The following is a 19,799-nucleotide window of genomic DNA, read 5'->3' on the forward strand; positions in this document are numbered from 1 at the left end:
TGTTATCCATAATTGGCATCATATTCGGCATTTGATTGTTATCCATGATTGGCATCATATTCGGTGGTTGATTGTTATCCATAATTGCCATCATATTCGGCATTTGATTGTTATCCATAATTGGCATTATATTCGGTGGTTGGTTGTTATCCATGATCGGCATTATATTTGGCATTTGAATATTTGGCGGTATGACTTGTGGAATAACTACATTTTCTTTCGATACATTTGGCGATACTATATTTCCTACATTCTCTTTCTTCACTTGTGGTGACACTATATTTCCTACATTCTCTTTCTTCACTTGTGGTGACACTATATTCCCTACATTTTCTTTTTTCACTTGCGGCGACACTATATTTCCTACATTTTCTTTTTTCACTTGCGGCGACACTATATTTCCTACATTTTCTTTTTTCACTTGTGGTGACACTATATTCCCTACATTCTCTTTCTTCACTTGCGGCGACACTATATTCCCTACATTTTCTTTTTTCACTTGCGGCGACACTATATTCCCTACATTTTCTTTTTTCACTTGCGGCGACACTATATTCCCTACATTTTCTTTTTTCACTTGCGGCGATATTATATTATTTTTTTTCGTTTGCGGAGAAATGATATTGTTAGGTTTCATTTTACTAATTTGAGGAGCAATTAACTCGCTTCCTTTTTTTATTACATCTGAAATTTTATATTCTTTTTTCGGTTTTATTGGTGGTTGTGGCGGCTGCGGTAATATATTTACCGAAAACTTCGTGTTTTCTTTTTCCGCCGGTTTTTGTTTTTCTATCACAGGTGGTTTTTGAATAACAGACGGTTTTTCTTTTTGAATTGGCTGTTCTTTTTGCACCTCTTTTTGCGGTTTCACCTGTACTTCTTTTTGCGGCTTTACCTGCATCTCCTTCTGTGGTTTCACCTGTACTTCTTTTTGTGGCTTTACTTGCATCTCTTTCTGCGGTTTTACTTGCACTTCTTTTTGTGTTTGTTGCATAGCTGGCTGCTGTGTAATTGGTGCTGATTGATACGTAACTTCTTCCTCATCTTCTATTCCAAGCGGAGTTGGTGTTGCTGCAAATTCTTTTTGCTGCACTTCTTTTACGTATTGCTTTGGAGGCGCTGAACCTGCTCCAGCCTGTTGTTTCATGTGAACACTCTTTGATGGCACTTTAATTTTCATACCTGGCATGATTAAATCTGGATTACTAAGTTGTGTATTTGTTTTTTTCAACGTATCAAAATCCACTCCGTACTTTTTCGCAATTTTCCAAAGGGTATCCCCTTTTTGCACGATATGAATTTTCAAATTTTCCCCCTCCTGTATAACTTATCTATAAGTAACAAATCTCATAAAGTAACTCTTTCTAAATAACATTAACTTCTTTTCACTTTTATCACTTCTTCGATTTTCAATATTATTCGAAGTAGAATAAGCATAAAGAACCACAATGATTTCTTCAAAACAATGTATGCCCATTTCGTTCTCGTTATGATTATATGTATGAAAAAAAGCAACGGGAATACCGTTGCTTTACACACGCTCTAACATACGATTTAATGCAAGAACTGCTTCTGCCGTTACTTGTTTGTCTACGCTAATAACGTTAATTTCTTCTCCTCTTTCTATCGTTTCAAGTGTCCATAATAAGTGAGGCAGATCAATTCGATTCATCGTTAAGCACGGACACATAAATGGATTAAGCGAAACAATTTCTTTATCTGGATGTTGCTGAATAATTCGATTCACTAAATTCATTTCTGTACCAATCGCCCATTGGCTACCAGATGGCGCTGATTCAATCATATCAATAATATATTTCGTTGAGCCTGCATAATCTGAAGCAGTTACAACTTCATAGCAACATTCTGGATGTACAATAATATTCATATCCGGATGATTTTTTCGTACACTCTCAATATTCTTCATTGTAAAATTTTGATGAACAGAACAATGTCCTTTCCATAAAATCACTTGAATTTCTTCTATATCCCCATCGTACTCTAATGAATCTGTGTGTGGGTCCCATACTGCCATTTTATCTAACGGGATACCTAAATCGTGCGCTGTATTTCTCCCTAAATGTTGGTCTGGTAAAAAGACGAGACGTTCTTTTTGAGTAAACGCCCAAGATACCATTTGCTTTGCATTAGAAGAAGTTACTGTTGCTCCTCCGTTACGACCACAAAACGCTTTAATTGCAGCTGTAGAGTTCACATATGTTAACGGAATCATCGTATCTCCAAATAATTTCGTGAGCTCTTTCCATGCTCTTTCTGTTTGTTCAATATCTGCCATATCCGCCATCGAACAACCTGCACGCATATCTGGTAAGATGACAACTTGATCATCTGTAGTTAACATATCTGCTGTTTCCGCCATAAAGTGCACCCCGCAAAACACAATATATTTTGCATCTTTATTGCTCGCTGCAACTTGCGCAAGCTGAAGTGAATCCCCTGCTGCATCTGAAAATTGTACCACTTCATCTTTTTGATAATGATGCCCTGGAATGAATAACATTTTCCCCATTTTCTCTTTAATTTCACGAACACGCTTTTCCATATCTTCCGTTGACATTGTGTAATAACGCTCTGGTAACATCGTTTCAATTGGCTGTACTTTTTCTAAAATACTCATATACGTTTCTCCCCCTCTAAGCCACTTTCCTTACTCTTCAATATTGAAACTAATATCAAGTGCTTTCACTGAATGTGTTAACGCTCCAAGTGAAATATAATCTACCCCTGTTTTTCCGTATTTCGATAAATCTTCAATTGTGATGCCTCCTGAAGCTTCCGTAACGATGGCACTTGGTACAATCTTTGAAAACTCCCGGATTTCATCTGGCGTACGATTATCGAACATAATAATATCCGCACCAGCAGCGACAGCCTCTCTCACCTGTTCCTCAGTTTCTGTTTCCACTTCTACTTTCACCATATGTCCTAACTTTTCTTTCACTGATGTAACAGCTTTTGTAATAGAACCAACAAAAGCAATATGATTGTCTTTAATCATGACACCATCATATAAACCGAAGCGATGATTAAATCCACCGCCGCACACGACTGCATACTTATCAAACATACGTAGTCCTGGCATCGTTTTTCGCGTATCACAAATACGAGTATAGCTACTATCTAAAGCAAGAACCGCTTTACGCGTCATCGTCGCTATTCCACTCATACGCTGAATAACGTTTAATATAACGCGCTCTGCTGTTAATAACGATGCGATTGGACCTTGCACTGTTGCAATAATTTCTCCTTTTTCTACAAGATCCCCATCTTTTTTATGAAGCTCTATTTCAATTCTCTCATCAATTAATTTAAATCCTGATTCAATTACTAAACATCCTGCAAAGACCCCTGTATCCTTCGCAAGAAACGTTCCTTTCGAAAGCAAGTTATCTGGAAAAATAAGCTGAGATGTTACATCTCTTTCTCCTATATCTTCTAAAAAAAATCGGTTTAATGCTTCTTTAACTTTTATCGTGTTCATAAAGCCTCTCTTCCCCTCATCACACAAGTTGTAGTTTTCTCTTTACTCGAACAATCTCTTTCTTTCCTATATTTCTATCTGGATAATCACTCCGGTAATGCCCGCCAATACTTTCTTCTCTTTGCAAGGCTGACACAACTATAAGCTCACAAGCCGTTAACATATTAATAAGTGTTATCTCTTCATTCGTAAGAACATCATGTTGTAATATCATATTTCGAACACCATACTTACTAAACCATCTCTTCGCATAAGATAAACTTTGCTCTGTTCGCACAATCCCAACATATTTCATCATGCATTTTTGTATTTCTTCTTTCGTCGGTAAATGATTCAGAACGATAAACTTTGCTTCCTTTTCAGCTAGCATGTTCACCTTTTCTTTTGTCTCTCTAGATAAAATGTGTCGTCCGATTCTTTTTCCAAACACAAGACCTTCTAATAATGAATTACTCGCTAATCTATTTGCACCATGAACTCCGTTACAAGCTACTTCACCGACTGCGTATAAGTTCGGAATAGACGTCTCTCCATCACAGTTCGTTTTCACGCCGCCCATGTGAAAATGAGTACCAGGCACGACTGGAATAAGTTTTTTATTTATATCGACTCCATTTGTTTTACATATCGATGACACGGTCGGAAAGCGTTGTTCAAAGTTTTGAATCATTTCGATGTTTAAGTACACTTTTTCACCCGCAAGTAGCTGTTCATGAATAGCCCGTGCGACTACATCACGAGGTGCTAGATCCTGTTCGGAATGTATATCCATCATAAAATGCTGCCCTTTTCCATTTATAAGGACAGCTCCTTCTCCGCGAACAGCTTCGGACACGAGGCCGGAACAACGCCCACCCGCGTATAACATCGTCGGATGAAATTGTATAAACTCTAAATCTACAAGCTCTCCGCCTGCACGGTACACCATTGCAAGTCCATCGCCTGTAATCGTCTCATCATTAGAAGTAAAGGCGTATAAACCGCCAATACCGCCTGAAGCTAACACCGTATAATCTGCATTGTAACGTTTCAATTCTCCTTTATTGTTGCGAGTTAAAGCCCCAACACATTTATCTTTTTCTATAATAAAATCGAGCACCATTTCCTGTTCCACTACCGTAACGTATGGAGCTACTTCTTGAATAAGATGCTCTAATAAATTCTTTCCTGTTGCATCGCCACCTGCATGTAAAATACGACGTTTTCGATGCGCTCCTTCTTTTCCAAGATGAGGACCTGTTTCATCTCCATCAAATTTCATTCCTCTTTCAATAAGGTTATTAATTTCTTTCGGTCCCTCCTCGACTAAATAACGGACCACTTCTTCATTGTTATAATGACACCCTGCTACTAATGTATCTTCAAAATGATCATTAGGATTGTCATATGTAGCTACCGCTGCGGCAATTCCACCTTGAGCTAAATGTGTATTATTATTACGTTTCGTCTCCTTTGTGATAATAATCACATTCTTTTCGTGACAAATCTCTTTTGCAACACGAAGTGCCGCAACACCACTTCCAATAATTAAGACATCTGCACTTGGCATAATTGTTGCCTCCTACTTTACACTTTTCAACTGTCTTGACACCTATATTTACATAGTTTTAAAATAATGACAAGAGTTTTTTTATAATTCTTATTTTCACTACCATTTAAAAAGTAAAAGAACTGTAACTCTTACTAGAGAGAGGAACTTACATGATGATATATCTTGACTATGCAGCTACTACACCTATGAGCGAGGAGGCGTTACAAACATATATGAAAGCAGCGTCGCAATACTTCGGAAATGAACAAAGTTTACATGATATTGGAGGAACAGCTGCTTCTTTATTACAAGTTTGCCGAAAAACATTTGCGGAAATGATTGGAGGAAAAGAACAAGGAGTATTTTTCACAAGTGGCGGATCGGAATCAAACTATCTTGCGATCCAATCACTTCTAAATCCCCGAACTAAGAAGCATATTATTACGACACCTATGGAACATGCATCCATTCGAAGTTATTTTCAATCTCTAAAATCAAAAGGCTATACGATCACTGAAATTCCTGTTGATAAAAATGGACTCATTTGTTTAGTAGATTTAGAGGCAGCTATTACAGAAGATACTGTGCTAGCAAGTATACAGCATGGAAACTCTGAAATCGGAACCGTTCAAAACATTACAGAAATCGGGGCACTTTTAAAAAAATATAATGTTTTATTTCATACGGATTGTGTGCAAACGTTTGGTAAACTGCCTATCCATGTTTTTGAGATGGGGATTGATAGTCTTTCTGTTTCAGCACATAAAATATACGGACCAAAAGGTGTCGGCGCTTGCTACATAAATCCGCAATCTCGCTGGGAACAAGTATTTCCAGGAACTTCTCACGAAAAGGGATTTCGCCCAGGTACAGTGAACGTTCCCGGCATCGCATCTTTTTTAACAGCTGCTGAAAATATATTAAAAACTCAATGGGAAGAAAGTTTACGTTTTAAAGAGTTACGCTCCTACTTTTTAGGGCAAATACAAACACTTCCGCTAGAAATTGAAGTAGAAGGTCATTCTACTTCTTGTTTACCACATATTGTTGGGGTTACAATAAAAGGAATAGAAGGTCAATATACTATGCTAGAATGTAATCGCCATGGTATCGCCATTTCCACCGGAAGTGCTTGCCAAGTCGGTAAACAAGAACCTTCGAAAACTATGCTTGCAATTGGAAAAACGTATGAAGAGGCCAAACAATATGTCCGCTTCTCTTTCGGACAACAAACAACGAAAGATCAAATTGATACTACTATTCATGCACTACACACAATTGGAAATCAATTTTATAGAGGTGTTAAATCATAATGAAACAAAATGACCAAAAAAAGATTTTAGGCGAAGAAAGACGACAGCTTATCCTTCAGTGGCTTCTCGCTGCAAATGAGCCGTTATCTGGGAATGAACTATCGAAGAAGACAAACGTAAGTAGACAAGTTATCGTGCAAGATATTTCCTTGCTTAAAGCACGAAACGAACCAATTATTGCGACTGCCCAAGGCTATTTATATTTAAAACCACAAGAGAAACAACAAGCTTTTGAACGCGTAATCGTATGCCAGCACAAACCAGCAGAAGTACGTCAAGAACTTACAATGCTTGTTGACCATGGCGTTACGATTAAAGATGTAAAAGTTGAGCACCCTGTATACGGTGACTTAACAGCATCCATCATGGTAAGCAATCGCTTTGATGTAGAGCAATATTTACAAAAAATCGAAAACACAAATGCTTCCTATCTTTCACAACTAACAGATGGTATTCACTTACATACAATTGAGGCAGATTCTAAAGAAAAGTTAGATGCTGCTTGTGAGGCGTTAGATAAAGCAGGATTTCTCGTTTATTAATGTAAGGCACAGAGTTTTTATCATTCTCTGTGCTTTTTTAATGCTATAATATTGTAATCAATCGTAAAGGAGATCAAATATGGGAATTGAACTCGTTCACTTTAGCATTGGCAAACCGAAACAAATGAAATATGGCGAAGATAAAGAAATGATAACAGGTATATGTAAAGACCCTACAGAAGAGGCCTTTCTCTCAAAAGACGGATTTCGTGGTGATGACGTAGCGGATTTAAAACATCACGGCGGTCCTGATCGTGCTGTTTGTGTCTACCCACACGAGCATTACGCACTATGGGAAGAGGAATTTCAAACTACGCTTCCAGCTTCCACATTTGGCGAAAACATTACCGTAACAAATATGTTAGAGCGTGATGTTTGCATCGGAGATACATATCAACTAGGTGAAACAATCATTCAAGTGACACAAGCAAGAGTACCTTGTAGCACAATTTCAAAACGTCTTGGCATCCCTGGCATACTGCCACGCATTGTAGCAACTGGATTTACAGGCTACCTATGCCGCGTTCTTCAAGAAGGTACTGTACGTAAAGATTCTAAAATTACATTACTAGAACGTCAACCGAGCAATGTTTCTGTCTTGTTCTCTAACGAAATTTATTTTCATAATAGAAAAGATAAAGATGGTATTGAAAAAATTCTTGCCGTTCCAGAACTAGCTGATATTTGGCGTGGTCAGTTAGAAGATCGTCTTGCGAAGTTAAAATAAAGAATCCCACCTTCTGCAGGTGGGATTTTATTAATCTATTAAAAAATATATTAGGCAATGAAATGATATTGACGATTAGACAAATACCAACATTCCATCTACATCTTACAACCAATAAGAAGAATAACTCCCCAGCACAGTAACAGAAAAACCGAGTGCTTCAAGTTCCATCGTTACGCCTGGCAATAATACGTCATCGTATGCTTTATCAACATCGATTAAGAAAAAGTAATTTCCAAGACCTGTTTTCATCGGACGCGATTCGATTTTTGATAAGTTTAATTTTCTCCATGCGAAAGCTGATAACACTTGATATAGGGCACCTGCATAATCTGCAGGTAACGTTATCATAAGTGTCGTTTTCTCTCCGCGATTCTCTCCGTTATTCGGGAGTACTGCTTTCTTTTTCTTATGGAGTACCAAGAAACGTGTGTGATTATTTTTATGCGTATGAATACTACGTCTCACAATTGTTAATCCGTATTTTTCTGCAGCCGCTTCATTTGCAATAGCGGCAATTTTCTCTTCAGGATGTTCTTTCACATATTGCGCAGCAGCACTTGTAGATGTCATATCTCGAACAATTACTCCTTTTAATTCTTCATTTAAAAATTTGTGGCACTGTGCAATGGCATGCGGATGAGAATGCACTGCATATACTTCATCCCACACTTCTGCATACTGCGGATGTACAAGTAAATGCTGCTGAATTGGTACTGTAATTTCTCCTACAATGGAAAGCGGCTGCTCATGTACAAGGTAATCAACCGTTATATTCACTGAACCTTCTATTGCATTTTCTAACGGTACAACTGCGAAGTCTACATTTTCATTTGCAGCTGCATCTATACAATCTGGAATCGTTCGATATGGTACATGCTCTGCTTCCGGAAAAAAACGACTCACCGCCATATTTGTAAATGTTGCTTCTGGTCCTAAATATCCTACTCGAATCATCGTCTTTTCCCCTCTTTTTCGTTTTCTTACTGTTATACCATACTTTTTTATATTCTTCTATGTAAATTTCGAATATTAAAAAAAAGACTAGCGTTCGCTAGTCTAAATGTTTCTTATATTCTCTTTGAGCGAAGAAGAAATAAATGATACATGCTGCGATATAAAACAGAATGAACAAACCTACTTTTCTTAATGATCCATCCATAAAAAGCGTATTATGAAACGTATATAACGCAACTGCACTATGCATACTCCCTACTATAATTGGCGCAAAAAATAGCATACATAATTGCCAACGAGAAATTTTCCATACTTCTTCCTTCGTCATTCCAAGTTTAGAGAGTGCACCATACTGCTTTCGGTCCGATGCAATATTATGGAACCATTTAAAATAAACGATACTACATGAAGTAAGAAAGAATAATATACTAATAAATGAGCCTACAAATAGAGTAATATCGCCGCCTTCTTTCATATTTACATACAACTCCATATTGCTTCGAAATGCATTATTATTATCTTGTTTCATATGTTTCCGTAAATCTTCATTTAATTTCTTCGTCTTTTCGATATTTGGTAATGTGTAGCCTCTATATATCATTTTTTCAGAATCAGGAACCTGATTTGCTATACTATCAAAATCTTCATCATTCATAACGAAGAACAGACCATTAATGTACGAAGGGTGATGGTTAAATTGAACCCCTTCTTTCTGACCGTTAAATACGAATTGATATGGTTGATTCATTACTTGCAATTGAATCTCTTTTTGATTATATACATTCGAATTATTGTATTTATTATAATAAACGAGTGTCACTGTACCTTTTTTAGGACGATACGTTTTCTGTTTTTGTTTCCTTGCTTCTTGGTTATATTCACTTTCTTTTATAAGCGGTACTATTGTTGTTTCTCCTTTACTAGACTGAAAGGATGCATACACTCCAACAAAACTCATATATTGAAAATCGTCATACCCATATTGATGCAGTAATTTTTCAACCGCACCTTCCTCAAAGACTTCATGAGTAGAAATACCTTTTTCTATGTACGAAAACGAGTGTACCCCTCCAGTTCGCCACATATCTTGCATGCTAGAAAAATATAAGAACACCGTACCTGTTGCTGTAACTACAAACGTCGTTGCCATAGACATCAGAAAGAAAAAGCGACCATTTTCCTTCATTCGATGTGACAATTGATTCACTATAAATAAATAAGGATATGTATACATAATCTTTTTATTTCTCTTTATTATTTCTAACACTTGGGTAGCTCCATGTGTAAAAGAAAAGTACGTTCCAAAAAAGACAAGTATAGACACAGGGAAAAAGTATATCGCTATCGTAGCCATCGTCACTTGTAGCGCCAATGCATACCCGCCCACTAAACAAGCAAAACCGAATAAACAGAGCCACTTTGATGTTTTCTTCTCTTTTTTATCTGTTCGAAATTCTTTCAATAACCGAATGATTTTTATATTCCATATACGTAAAGCACTTATAAAAGATAACAAAATAAAAACGACCATATATGTAATAAATGTTACACCAATCGCCCTTACGTCAAATATGACAGGGAGTTCTTTCGGAAGCCCCAGTAACATACTAAATACCATAAAAAAGAGCTTTAAAAATATCATACCAAGCCCAATACCGAAAATATTCGCGAAGACCCCGATTAAAATTTGCTCGGTCATAATCACTCCTATTACGTTAGACTTCGTTGCTCCCATTAACATATATAACCCTAATTCTTTCTTACGTGCTTCTATGAAAATAGAAGTAGAGTACAAAATAAATATGACGAAAAAAGAAATGATTATAACATTACATATGATAAGTCCCCAGCGTACGTTTTGATACCACATCGTCTCTTGCATATATGGATGCACAATGACAGACATATATGCGTAAGAAGCAAATATTGCAAAACAACTACTTAAGAAAAACACTTTATAATTACGCCAATTTCCTTTTATATTTTGCAGCGCTAGTTGCCGAATGTTCATCTATCGTCCTCCTGTAACTTACTACATAGGCAAAAAGCTAGAGGTTCCCCTAGCTTTTTACGTGTTTTAAATATCCTCTTTGCGCGATCATAAAGTAAATGGCAGAAGCTAAAATGTATGCTCCAATTACAAGCGCACCTGATTTCCACAAATTAATATAAAGCATTTTTCCTAACGTATGAAGAGCAAATCCACTATGAATGGAACCGATTAAAATTGGGATAAAGAAGATAACTCCCATTTGTCGAATCGCAATTTTGCGAATTTCTTTATCTGTCATACCAATTCTCTTTAACGATTTAAATTGAATACGATCTTGTTCTTTATCGTTAAACCATTTAAAGTATGTCATACTACAAGCGAAGAAGAAGAACAGTACCGCTACGAAGAAACCGATGAACATTGTAATTGCTCCACCTTCTCTTATATCCTTATACGCAAACACTGAATTTCTCAATTCCCCTTGCTTTTCTGGTACAATTTCATTTTTCAAATCTAATACAAGATTTTCTGTACTTTTCCAATCCTCAATATAATAACCGTAATATTTCGTCTTTTCTTCATCTGGTACGAGTTTTGCATATTTCTCAAAATCTTGTTCATTTACAATGAGATATTCACTATCATTAAAAACAGAATACTGCGTTGGATTATTTAATTGAACAGACTGCTTTTGTCCGTCAATTATAAATTCATACGGTTTCGTACGATCTATCTTCATCAGTTCATTTGACATATCAACCATAACCATCGTTGCACTACCTGGTGCATTATGAACTTCTGTAGGTTGCTCTCTCTTTTGTTTGCGCACTTCTGCATTATATTCTTTTTCTGAAATAATCGTCATCGGTACTTCATGTTCACTATTAAACAACGTTATTTTCTGTGTTGCTGGTAGTTTAACGTATGTTACTTTTCGTGCATCTTCAAACCCGTGTCTCTTCACAAGCTCCTGTACCTTTTCTTCATTAATAAGGTTATGCGTATTTAACCCCTTTTCCTCATATGAAATAGCATGTGGTGTAAGTTCTACCGTTTTCGCACTCATATTTTCAAAATATACGTACAGTGTACCCACCGCTGAAGATACTACCGCCGTAATGATAGAAATTACAAATAGAAAACGAGCATTATCTTTCATTTTATAAATAAGGTTGCTAAGGACGAACATATTTGGGTACGTATAAAAAGATTGCTTTCTTTTTTGTAATGCTTTTAATACAACTGTACTACCTTGTGTAAATAGTAAATACGTTCCGCCAATTGTCAGTCCTACCACCGGTAAAAAGAGGATGAGGAAATTCAGAAACGTTACTTGGAAGCTAAGTACATATGCAACAATAATACATCCTATACCAACTACACATAACCATGTAAATGCAAACGGCTCTACTTTTTGCTTTCTTGCCTCTCTTAATAAATCAATAATTTGCAAGCGTCCTACTGTCCAAACACTAAACAATGATAGGATTAAAAATAGAATAAAGTATACACCAGCTGTAATAAGAACTGCTTTACTATTCCAAACAAGTGGAAGTGTCTTATCTATTTTTAATAATACGCTTAACGCTTGGAAAAATAATTTTGAACAAAGCATCCCAACCCCAATACCAACTACAATTGCAATACTACCTAACATCAGTTGCTCTAATATAATCATTCGGCCGAGCTGCGATTTCGTTCCGCCTATTAATGTTAGTAGACCAAACTCTTTTTTTCTTGCTCGTAAAAACGTTGAATTTGCATATAAAATAAAGAGTGCCGAAAAGATGACCACAATATAATTCATCGATTCTAATCCTTTTGTGATCATCTTTCTCATACTAATATTACCGCTTACGACATCTGGATGATAAATAAAAGAAGCATACATGAAAAATACGACAATTGATAAACAACTACTTATAAGAAACGCTTTATAGTTACGCCAATTTCCTTTTACGTTATTAAGCGCGAGCTGGCGAAAGTTCATGATATTCTCCTCCTAGCATCGCAAGTACGTCCAGAATTTCTTGGAAAAAGGCTTGTTTCGTTCTTCCTTTATGTATTTCCGAGAAAATTTCTCCATCGCGTATGAAAAGGATACGTTCACAATAACTAGCCGCTACTGGATCGTGCGTAACCATTGCAATCGTTACTTTCTTTTGCTCGTGTAAATCTTGCAGAGCGCCCATTAGCGATTTTGCTGACTTCGAGTCTAAGTTTCCAGTTGGCTCATCTGCTAAAATTAACGTCGGTTCATGAATGATTGCTCTCGCTGCTGCTGCACGTTGTTGTTGTCCCCCAGATACTTCGTATACTTTTTTATTTAAAATTTCTTCGATGTTTAAAAACTTCGCAATTTCCAGTACTTTCGCATCAATTTCATTTACAGATTTCTTCGCCATTACAAGTGGTAAAATAATGTTTTCTTTAATGGATAACGTATCAAGTAAATTAAAATCTTGGAAGATGAACCCTAAATGTGTACGGCGAAACTCCGCTAATTTTGCAGCACGCATTTGATTAATTTCTTCACCATTTACAAGCACATGACCTGAAGTTTGCTTATCAATTGTTGCTAATAAATTTAAAAGCGTCGTTTTCCCACTTCCTGAAGGACCCATAATCCCTACAAATTCGCCTTCTTCTATTTTAAAATTTATATCGTTTAAAGCAGTCGTCGCTACTGAACCTTTTGATTGGTACACCTTCGTTAATCCTTTTACTTCAAGAACACTCATTTCTAATCCCCCTACGTGTTTTCTTCTTACATTTACTATAAGAAAAATAAGAAAAAGAAACGAGTGATTTCCCTTACAAAACGTTTTGTTATCTTACAGTTTTGTCATTTTTCTCATCAATGTATGATATTCTTCATCTTTTGCAAATTGGAATGTGAATGTTGTCCCTTCTCCTTCAGCCGATTGGACATACATTCCATGATGTAAATTATCGCAAATTTCCTTCGTAATATATAAGCCCATCCCAGTCGCTTCTCTCGTTTTACGTCCATTTATTCCCGTAAAAAATGGATCAAATATACGCTTTACGTCTTGCTCTGGAATACCAATTCCATTGTCCTTAATATGTAATAACACCTTTTGATTTTTCTCTTCAATTTGAAATTGAATTTCTTTTTTCTCTGCCGCTGAAATTTTTGTATACTTGATTGCGTTTACAACAATTTGACCTATAGCAATGCTCAACCATTTTCTATCAGATGCAACCATACAAGTATCTTCTTCAAACATCACTTTCGGAAATACAGACGATTGAATAAAGGATTTCCGATTTTCATTAATAATACCTCGCACGACATCTATAACATTTACTACTTCTATCTTATAATCTTTCGCAAACTGCTCTAGTCTTGCCATATGTAACGCTAAATCTAAACCATTTAGTATACGGTTATTTTCTTCACGAATACTTTCAACTGTTGCTCTTGCCTCACGATGCTCTTTGCCAAACTTTTGCAGCAATAATTCAATAACAGATACTGGTGTTTTCATTTGGTGAATCCATTGGTTCATAAATATCATTTGCTGTTGCTCTTTCGCATGCTGTTTATGAACTTCATTCATATATTGCTGTCTTAATAACGTAAAAGATTCAACGACCATTTCTTGCTCTGATGTATAAGATTCATCAATAAGTAAAGAGTCATGTAATGTATTTCCACCAGTAACATACTTTTCGATCCTCTTTAAAAACACACTCCGTTTTCGGTAATCGTAAATGAGGTATACAGTAAACACAACTGTTCCTAATAAAAGTCCATATAACCACGTACTCCAATCAATGGATTTCTTTTCTAAAAGACTTTGCAGCTGTAAAACGAGCCCAAATAAACAAAGGCTAACAATATAAGAAAGAATTAAAGAAAAGCGGTCCATGAGGTAATTTTTAACCTTCATGCCCTTCGCCCCACTCCGTAAGAAGCGCATAACCATATCCACGTTTCGTTACAATTGCATTTTTAATGCCTAACTCCTCTAGTTTCTTCCTTACACGTTTTACATTTACGGTTAATGTATTATCATCCACAAATGCTACTTCATCCCATAGAGCTTCTAACAGTTCTTCGCGCGTTACATATTGATTCACCTGTTTCATTAAACACTCTAATAAGTAAAACTCATTTTTTGTCAGTTCAGTTTGTTGTCCTTGCCACTCAACAATATGCTGAGACGGGAATAACAACAGTCCATTTACACCTAAACAATCACTCTCAGCGGCAGAAGCATACTCTCCGTAACCACGGCGAAGTGCACTCTTCACCTTTGCCATTACGATATCTAAATGGAATGGCTTCGTAATATAATCATCGCCGCCATTTTCAATCGCCATTACTTGATCCATTTCTCCTGTTCTTGCAGAAACAAAAATAATTGGTGCATTCGATACAGTACGAATTTGACGACACCAATAAAAACCGTCAAAGTACGGTAAATTAATATCAAGTAACACGAGATGAGGATTCACTTTTACAAACTCATCTTTTATTTGACGTAAATCACTTGCTCTAAATGATTGATAGCCATACCTTTCTAAATGCTCTTCTAATATTCCCGCGATTTTCTCATCATCTTCTACAATTAATATTTTATACATGTTCGTTTTCTCCCCATAAAAAAATTCTTCTAAAACCACTCCCCTTTTTATTATAAATTGAAAATTTAATTAGTGGGGATTTTTTCCTATATAAATCCGATTTTTACGATATAAAAAAAGACTGCCGTATTTCGGCAGTCTTAATCGATAAATTCAAATTCATATTCAAGAATTTTTACAATATCTCCGTCTTTTGCACCACGTGCACGAAGCGCTTCATCAATACCCATTCCGCGCATTTGACGAGCGAAACGACGTACAGATTCATCACGTGAGAAGTCTGTCATCTTGAATGTTTTCTCGATATCGTAACCAGAGATAACAAACGTGCCATCACTTTCACGTGTAATTTCAAATTTAACACCTTCAGTATCAAATTTGTACATTACACTTGTATCAGACTCATCCGCAACTTCATGTATTGGGAATTCTGGTGTTGTTTCTATTAAGTTCGCTACTTCAAACAGTAAGTCACGAACACCTTGTCTTGTTACAGCTGAGATTGGGAAGATTTTTACTTCGTCTCCCACTTTCTCTTTAAATGCTTGTAAGTTTTCTTCTGCATCTGGCATATCCATTTTGTTTGCAACAACAACTTGTGGACGCTCAGTTAAGCGAAGATTGTATTCTTTTAATTCATTATTAATCGTTACGTAATCTTCATATGGATCACGGCCTTCTAAACCAGACATATCAATAACATGCACGATTACACGTGTACGCTCAATATGACGTAAGAATTGGTGTCCAAGTCCGACGCCAGCATGTGCGCCTTCAATTAGTCCTGGAAGGTCAGCCATAACGAAGCTGCGATTATCACCAGTTTCAACAACACCAAGATTTGGAACGATTGTTGTGAAGTGATACTCTGCAATTTTCGGACGCGCTGATGATACAACAGATAATAATGTAGATTTACCTACACTTGGGAATCCAACAAGTCCAACGTCTGCTAGTACTTTAAGTTCTAGAATAACATCACGCTCTTGACCTGGTTCCCCGTTCTCAGCGATTTCTGGCGCTGGGTTCGTAGCTGTTGCAAAACGTGAGTTACCACGGCCACCGCGGCCACCTTTTGCAATTACAGCAGTTTGTCCATGCGTTACTAAATCGGCAAGAATTTGACCAGTTTTTTCATCTTTTACTACTGTTCCTGGTGGAACCTTTACAAGTAAATCTTCAGATTTACGTCCGTGCTGACCTTTACTCATTCCGTGCTGACCGCGATCAGCTTTGAAATGACGTTGGTAGCGGAAGTCCATTAATGTACGTAAGCCTTCCTCAACTACGAAAACAACATCTGCACCTTTACCGCCGTCGCCACCTGCTGGGCCACCTTTTGGTACATACTTCTCACGACGATACGCAACCATACCGTTACCACCGTCGCCGCCTTTTACATATATCTTGACCTGATCTACAAACATTATTTCACCACACTTTTTTCAATTGGTTGTAATATAACTGAGACTTCTTCGTCTCGCACTGTATAAGAAATGGAATACCATTTATTGTTTTGGGTCGCAAGCCAATTCTGTAGTTCTTCTACACTCGTTAGCTTACCACGAAAATCAAAAAAGAAACGAGCATTATCCGCGTCACATTCAATTGTGATACAAACATAATTTTCAACATATACGTCTAAACTATGCTGAAGCATCGAGAAAAATTGATTCGTCCATGTACATACAGTCTCATCTAAGTGAGATAAGTTATGTAATTTCCCTAATACTTCGTACTCCAATAAGCACGGCTGCTGTTTCCAATTATATGTTAAAATCCACTCTGAAAATAAAGGCATTGATAGCCCCATCAGATTGGATTCTTGTCTCGCTTCTTGGACAAAACGATCGATGAGACTATGAATTTCTTCCACTTTTCCAAGGGAAAGGTTTCCTTTCACCATCTGCATACGATTGAGCCAATCATGTCTTGAATGGCGCAATGCATCTATAATTGTCCATTTTTCATTCATTTAGATACCCCTTAATATAGAAAAACTCTAACCTGCACTCAGGTTAGAGTTTTCCGTGAGTTCTTATGCTTCTTGAGCAACAGGATATACGCTCACTTGTTTGCGGTCACGACCAAGACGCTCAAAGCGTACTACGCCGTCAACTTTCGCGTATAAAGTGTCATCGCCACCACGACCAACGTTAACACCTGGATAAATTTTTGTACCGCGTTGACGGTAAAGAATTGAACCACCTGTAACCGTTTGACCATCTGCGCGTTTAGCACCAAGACGTTTTGACTGAGAGTCACGACCGTTCTTTGTACTACCTACACCTTTCTTAGATGCGAAAAACTGAAGATCTAATCTTAACATACGTTACACCTCCTGCACTTTTTCTATTAAACGGATATACTTTCCGTAATCAAGTTCGATCGTCTTAAGCGAAACAACTAATCCTTCTAAAAGCGTTTGTGCTTTTTCTGCTGTATGAACGTCTAAATCATTAGGCAATTCATACGTTAAGAATCCGCCATCACTTCCGAGTTCAATAGTTGCTTGCACATTACAAAGTTCTTCCACTGCATTTATAGAACCAAACACAACCGCTGTAGTTCCAGCACAGACAAGGTCTTGTCCATGTGGCGCATAATCGGCATGTCCAGTCATTTTAAATGATTGGATACTTCCTAATTTCGTGCGACTTATCGTAATTTTAATCATGTTAACCAGAATTAAGCGTTGATAGCTTCAACAACTAGCTTAGTGTAAGGTTGACGATGACCTTGTTTCTTACGATTGTTCTTTTTCGCTTTGTATTTGAAAACGATAATTTTCTTAGCGCGACCTTGTTTTTCAACTTTCGCAGTAACTGTTGCACCTTCTACAACTGGGCTACCAACTTTAACGTTTTCGCCACCAACGAAAAGAACTTTGTCAAAAGTAACAGTTTCACCAGCTTCAACATCTAATTTTTCAATGTAGATTGCTTGACCAGCTTCAACTTTAATTTGTTTTCCACCTGTTTCGATAATTGCGTACATACTTGCACCTCCTCTTAATTACTAAGACTCGCCAAAAACGAGGTAGACATAAATGCCTTTAGGGAACCTGTCTTGTGCGGTTGTAGCATATAGCCGTTTAGGTGCTATAAACTATAACATAAAGATGTTATCATGAATCATAGACGGTTGTCAATAAATGTTCTGCTAACTATTTTTTCCGCTCTACAATTTCTTTTTTACTTCCAAAACGAACGATAGCATACTTTTCGATATTATCATCTTTGAAATAAATTTCAAATGGAATATTTTTTTGTAATTCTTTTTGCAAAAACTGTTTTTGCAGTTCTTTAGGCGCAGCGATTAATACCGCTTCATCTTCTATATTGCCATATGTGATTAGTTCTCTCTCTAACTCATACGCAATTGTTTCATGCGACATCACATAACCCGTCGCTTTGCAAGGTACACACTCTTTTAATAATACGTCCCGTAAAGAATGCTTTTTACGTTTACGTGTCATTTCCAAAATCCCTAGCTCCGTAAAGCCGAGCACCCTTGTATATGTGCGGTCATCTTGCATAGCAGCTATAAGACATTCTCTTACCTTTTCTTTATCTTCTCTTTTTTTCATATTAATAAAATCAATTAATATCATACCACCAATATCACGAAGTCTTAATTGGCGTGCAATTTCTTCAGCTGCCATCTCATTTGTGCGAAGTACTGTATCTTGTAAATTTTGTTTTCCCGTAAACTTGCCCGTATTCACATCAATTACAGTCATCGTCTCCATTTGTTCTACAATTAAATAAGCACCATTTGGAAGCCACACAATTTTTTGGAGTGCTTTCTCAATTTCACGCTCTATTCCAAAATGGTTAAACATCGAAGACTTTTCATTATAAAAAGATACTTTTTCTTTTCCAACTTTGTCTTCTAATTCTTTTACTATACTTCTTGTATCTACAACTACTTTTTCAATGGTTTCAATTGGATTCTCTTGAAATACACGATCTAAAAAGGTCGCCGGTCGATGAAGTAATAACGGCGCCTTTCCTTGGCCCTCTTTTCTTTTTAACTCTTCATACAACTGTTGTAACCCTTGCATTTCAGCTTGTATTTCTTCAATTGCTCCTTTTTCAGAAGCAGAGCGGAAAATGTATCCCCCCGTTCCCTCTATTTCAATTTGGAGTAACTGTTGTCTTCTTTTATTATTTTTTATTTTTCGAGAAACAGCGCGCATCTCATCAAACGGCATATAAACGACATATTTCCCGGTAAATTCTATATTCGCTGTCAATTTAGGCCCTTTCGTATCAATTGCCTCTTTCACAACTTGTACGAGTATCGCTTGCCCTTCATGTATACGATAAGAAGATGGTACATCATCGTATGAAAGGTAAGCATGTTTTTCTAAACCGATGTTTACAAAAGCTGCATTCATTCCAGCAATTGTTCTTACGACACGTCCAACATAAATATGCCCAACAATCTCTTGCTCTTCATTACGTTTCCATAAAAACTCAACAATTTTTTTCTTCTCTTCAATTGCAACGCGCTTTTCCGAACCAGCATAATTCACATATAACGTTTTCAAAATTATTTCCTCACTTTATAATCTTCTTTGCTTTTACAATAATAAAAGGTTAGTGCTATCGTCAA

The 19,799-nt window shown here is 36.8% G+C and carries 18 protein-coding genes, 1 pseudogene and 1 other annotated feature; of the genes and pseudogenes, 3 read left to right on the forward strand and 16 right to left on the reverse strand.

The features are described from left to right. The 4 genes and pseudogenes from exsA to nadB all read right to left on the reverse strand — a co-directional run. Window positions 1–1,306 (reverse strand): annotated as a pseudogene (gene exsA / locus ACQGSG_RS04810) (spore coat assembly protein ExsA); the annotation flags it as partial. Window positions 1,307–1,531: 225 nt separating this feature from the next. After that, window positions 1,532–2,638: a quinolinate synthase NadA gene (gene nadA / locus ACQGSG_RS04815; protein ID WP_325842551.1), complete on the reverse strand. Its 1,107-nt coding sequence runs from the start codon at window positions 2,636–2,638 to the stop codon at window positions 1,532–1,534. A 30-nt stretch (window positions 2,639–2,668) separates the two neighbouring features. Further along, window positions 2,669–3,502 carry a carboxylating nicotinate-nucleotide diphosphorylase gene (nadC, locus tag ACQGSG_RS04820; RefSeq protein ID WP_065703133.1) on the reverse strand — a complete coding sequence of 278 codons (834 nt, stop codon included), beginning with the start codon at window positions 3,500–3,502 and terminating at the stop codon, window positions 2,669–2,671. Between the two features lie 19 nt (window positions 3,503–3,521). After that, window positions 3,522–5,051, reverse strand: coding sequence for an L-aspartate oxidase (gene nadB / locus ACQGSG_RS04825; RefSeq protein ID WP_098295394.1), 1,530 nt, complete (start codon window positions 5,049–5,051; stop codon window positions 3,522–3,524). A 152-nt stretch (window positions 5,052–5,203) separates the two neighbouring features. Between nadB and ACQGSG_RS04830 the strand changes: the two genes are divergently transcribed. The 3 genes from ACQGSG_RS04830 (at window position 5,204) to ACQGSG_RS04840 (ending at window position 7,615) form a co-directional block, all read left to right on the forward strand. Next, window positions 5,204–6,346: an IscS subfamily cysteine desulfurase gene (locus ACQGSG_RS04830; RefSeq protein ID WP_016111795.1), complete on the forward strand. Its 1,143-nt coding sequence runs from the start codon at window positions 5,204–5,206 to the stop codon at window positions 6,344–6,346. Next, complete coding sequence (locus ACQGSG_RS04835) at window positions 6,346–6,888, forward strand: transcription repressor NadR (protein WP_000812240.1); 543 nt, start codon at window positions 6,346–6,348, stop codon at window positions 6,886–6,888. Before ACQGSG_RS04830 ends, ACQGSG_RS04835 begins: the two co-directional genes overlap by 1 nt. A 79-nt stretch (window positions 6,889–6,967) precedes the next feature. Continuing rightward, the gene (locus ACQGSG_RS04840; protein ID WP_000510668.1) at window positions 6,968–7,615 is read left to right on the forward strand and encodes an MOSC domain-containing protein; all 648 of its coding nucleotides are present in this window, start codon (window positions 6,968–6,970) and stop codon (window positions 7,613–7,615) included. A gap of 105 nt (window positions 7,616–7,720) precedes the next feature. On the opposite strand, the gene pheA is transcribed toward ACQGSG_RS04840, so the two are convergent. The 12 genes from pheA to ACQGSG_RS04900 form a co-directional block, all read right to left on the reverse strand. After that, entirely contained in the window at window positions 7,721–8,572 is an 852-nt protein-coding gene (gene pheA, locus ACQGSG_RS04845; protein WP_000621699.1) for a prephenate dehydratase, read from the reverse strand. A 97-nt stretch (window positions 8,573–8,669) separates the two neighbouring features. Next, window positions 8,670–10,583, reverse strand: a complete 1,914-nt coding sequence (locus ACQGSG_RS04850; protein ID WP_001026367.1) for an ABC transporter permease — start codon at window positions 10,581–10,583, stop codon at window positions 8,670–8,672. Window positions 10,584–10,632: 49 nt separating this feature from the next. Then, window positions 10,633–12,555 carry an ABC transporter permease gene (locus ACQGSG_RS04855; protein ID WP_065703128.1) on the reverse strand — a complete coding sequence of 641 codons (1,923 nt, stop codon included), beginning with the start codon at window positions 12,553–12,555 and terminating at the stop codon, window positions 10,633–10,635. Then, window positions 12,530–13,306, reverse strand: coding sequence for an ABC transporter ATP-binding protein (locus tag ACQGSG_RS04860; RefSeq protein WP_000114529.1), 777 nt, complete (start codon window positions 13,304–13,306; stop codon window positions 12,530–12,532). The genes ACQGSG_RS04855 and ACQGSG_RS04860 overlap by 26 nt, the downstream gene beginning before the upstream one ends. A 93-nt stretch (window positions 13,307–13,399) precedes the next feature. Then, window positions 13,400–14,482 carry a HAMP domain-containing histidine kinase gene (locus tag ACQGSG_RS04865; RefSeq protein WP_000865399.1) on the reverse strand — a complete coding sequence of 361 codons (1,083 nt, stop codon included), beginning with the start codon at window positions 14,480–14,482 and terminating at the stop codon, window positions 13,400–13,402. After that, the gene (locus tag ACQGSG_RS04870; RefSeq protein ID WP_000276723.1) at window positions 14,472–15,179 is read right to left on the reverse strand and encodes a response regulator transcription factor; all 708 of its coding nucleotides are present in this window, start codon (window positions 15,177–15,179) and stop codon (window positions 14,472–14,474) included. Before ACQGSG_RS04870 ends, ACQGSG_RS04865 begins: the two co-directional genes overlap by 11 nt. Before the next feature lie 140 nt (window positions 15,180–15,319). Beyond that, window positions 15,320–16,606: a GTPase ObgE gene (gene obgE / locus ACQGSG_RS04875; protein WP_000497128.1), complete on the reverse strand. Its 1,287-nt coding sequence runs from the start codon at window positions 16,604–16,606 to the stop codon at window positions 15,320–15,322. Beyond that, entirely contained in the window at window positions 16,606–17,154 is a 549-nt protein-coding gene (locus ACQGSG_RS04880; protein ID WP_001003584.1) for a sporulation initiation phosphotransferase B, read from the reverse strand. The genes obgE and ACQGSG_RS04880 overlap by 1 nt, the downstream gene beginning before the upstream one ends. Before the next feature lie 63 nt (window positions 17,155–17,217). Further along, window positions 17,218–17,508 (reverse strand): 50S ribosomal protein L27, encoded by a 291-nt coding sequence (gene rpmA, locus ACQGSG_RS04885; RefSeq protein ID WP_000944958.1) that lies wholly within the window; start codon window positions 17,506–17,508, stop codon window positions 17,218–17,220. A 3-nt stretch (window positions 17,509–17,511) separates the two neighbouring features. Further along, window positions 17,512–17,856 carry a ribosomal-processing cysteine protease Prp gene (locus tag ACQGSG_RS04890; RefSeq protein WP_002001054.1) on the reverse strand — a complete coding sequence of 115 codons (345 nt, stop codon included), beginning with the start codon at window positions 17,854–17,856 and terminating at the stop codon, window positions 17,512–17,514. An 11-nt stretch (window positions 17,857–17,867) separates the two neighbouring features. Beyond that, the gene (rplU, locus tag ACQGSG_RS04895) at window positions 17,868–18,176 is read right to left on the reverse strand and encodes a 50S ribosomal protein L21 (protein WP_000270907.1); all 309 of its coding nucleotides are present in this window, start codon (window positions 18,174–18,176) and stop codon (window positions 17,868–17,870) included. A 14-nt stretch (window positions 18,177–18,190) separates the two neighbouring features. After that, window positions 18,191–18,268, reverse strand: a sequence feature (ribosomal protein L21 leader region). Window positions 18,269–18,345: 77 nt separating this feature from the next. After that, on the reverse strand, window positions 18,346–19,734 hold the full coding sequence (locus ACQGSG_RS04900; RefSeq protein ID WP_000855488.1) for an Rne/Rng family ribonuclease: 1,389 nt from the start codon (window positions 19,732–19,734) through the stop codon (window positions 18,346–18,348). Window positions 19,735–19,799 lie beyond the last annotated feature (65 nt).

It is taken from the genome of Bacillus sp. GMa5/1 (genome assembly GCF_050172015.1).
Classification (GTDB): Bacteria; Bacillota; Bacilli; order Bacillales; family Bacillaceae_G; genus Bacillus_A; species Bacillus_A cereus.

Excerpts from the sequence above, each read along its gene's own strand:
- nadA (WP_325842551.1), bottom strand. The coding sequence starts at position 2,638 with ATGAGTATTTTAGAAAAAGTACAGCCAATTGAAACGATGTTACCAGAG.
- nadC (WP_065703133.1), bottom strand. The coding sequence starts at position 3,502 with ATGAACACGATAAAAGTTAAAGAAGCATTAAACCGATTTTTTTTAGAA.
- nadB (WP_098295394.1), bottom strand. The coding sequence starts at position 5,051 with ATGCCAAGTGCAGATGTCTTAATTATTGGAAGTGGTGTTGCGGCACTT.
- ACQGSG_RS04830 (WP_016111795.1), top strand. The coding sequence starts at position 5,204 with ATGATGATATATCTTGACTATGCAGCTACTACACCTATGAGCGAGGAG.
- ACQGSG_RS04835 (WP_000812240.1), top strand. The coding sequence starts at position 6,346 with ATGAAACAAAATGACCAAAAAAAGATTTTAGGCGAAGAAAGACGACAG.
- ACQGSG_RS04840 (WP_000510668.1), top strand. The coding sequence starts at position 6,968 with ATGGGAATTGAACTCGTTCACTTTAGCATTGGCAAACCGAAACAAATG.
- pheA (WP_000621699.1), bottom strand. The coding sequence starts at position 8,572 with ATGATTCGAGTAGGATATTTAGGACCAGAAGCAACATTTACAAATATG.
- ACQGSG_RS04850 (WP_001026367.1), bottom strand. The coding sequence starts at position 10,583 with ATGAACATTCGGCAACTAGCGCTGCAAAATATAAAAGGAAATTGGCGT.
- ACQGSG_RS04855 (WP_065703128.1), bottom strand. The coding sequence starts at position 12,555 with ATGAACTTTCGCCAGCTCGCGCTTAATAACGTAAAAGGAAATTGGCGT.
- ACQGSG_RS04860 (WP_000114529.1), bottom strand. The coding sequence starts at position 13,306 with ATGAGTGTTCTTGAAGTAAAAGGATTAACGAAGGTGTACCAATCAAAA.
- ACQGSG_RS04865 (WP_000865399.1), bottom strand. The coding sequence starts at position 14,482 with ATGAAGGTTAAAAATTACCTCATGGACCGCTTTTCTTTAATTCTTTCT.
- ACQGSG_RS04870 (WP_000276723.1), bottom strand. The coding sequence starts at position 15,179 with ATGTATAAAATATTAATTGTAGAAGATGATGAGAAAATCGCGGGAATA.
- obgE (WP_000497128.1), bottom strand. The coding sequence starts at position 16,606 with ATGTTTGTAGATCAGGTCAAGATATATGTAAAAGGCGGCGACGGTGGT.
- ACQGSG_RS04880 (WP_001003584.1), bottom strand. The coding sequence starts at position 17,154 with ATGAATGAAAAATGGACAATTATAGATGCATTGCGCCATTCAAGACAT.
- rpmA (WP_000944958.1), bottom strand. The coding sequence starts at position 17,508 with ATGTTAAGATTAGATCTTCAGTTTTTCGCATCTAAGAAAGGTGTAGGT.
- ACQGSG_RS04890 (WP_002001054.1), bottom strand. The coding sequence starts at position 17,856 with ATGATTAAAATTACGATAAGTCGCACGAAATTAGGAAGTATCCAATCA.
- rplU (WP_000270907.1), bottom strand. The coding sequence starts at position 18,176 with ATGTACGCAATTATCGAAACAGGTGGAAAACAAATTAAAGTTGAAGCT.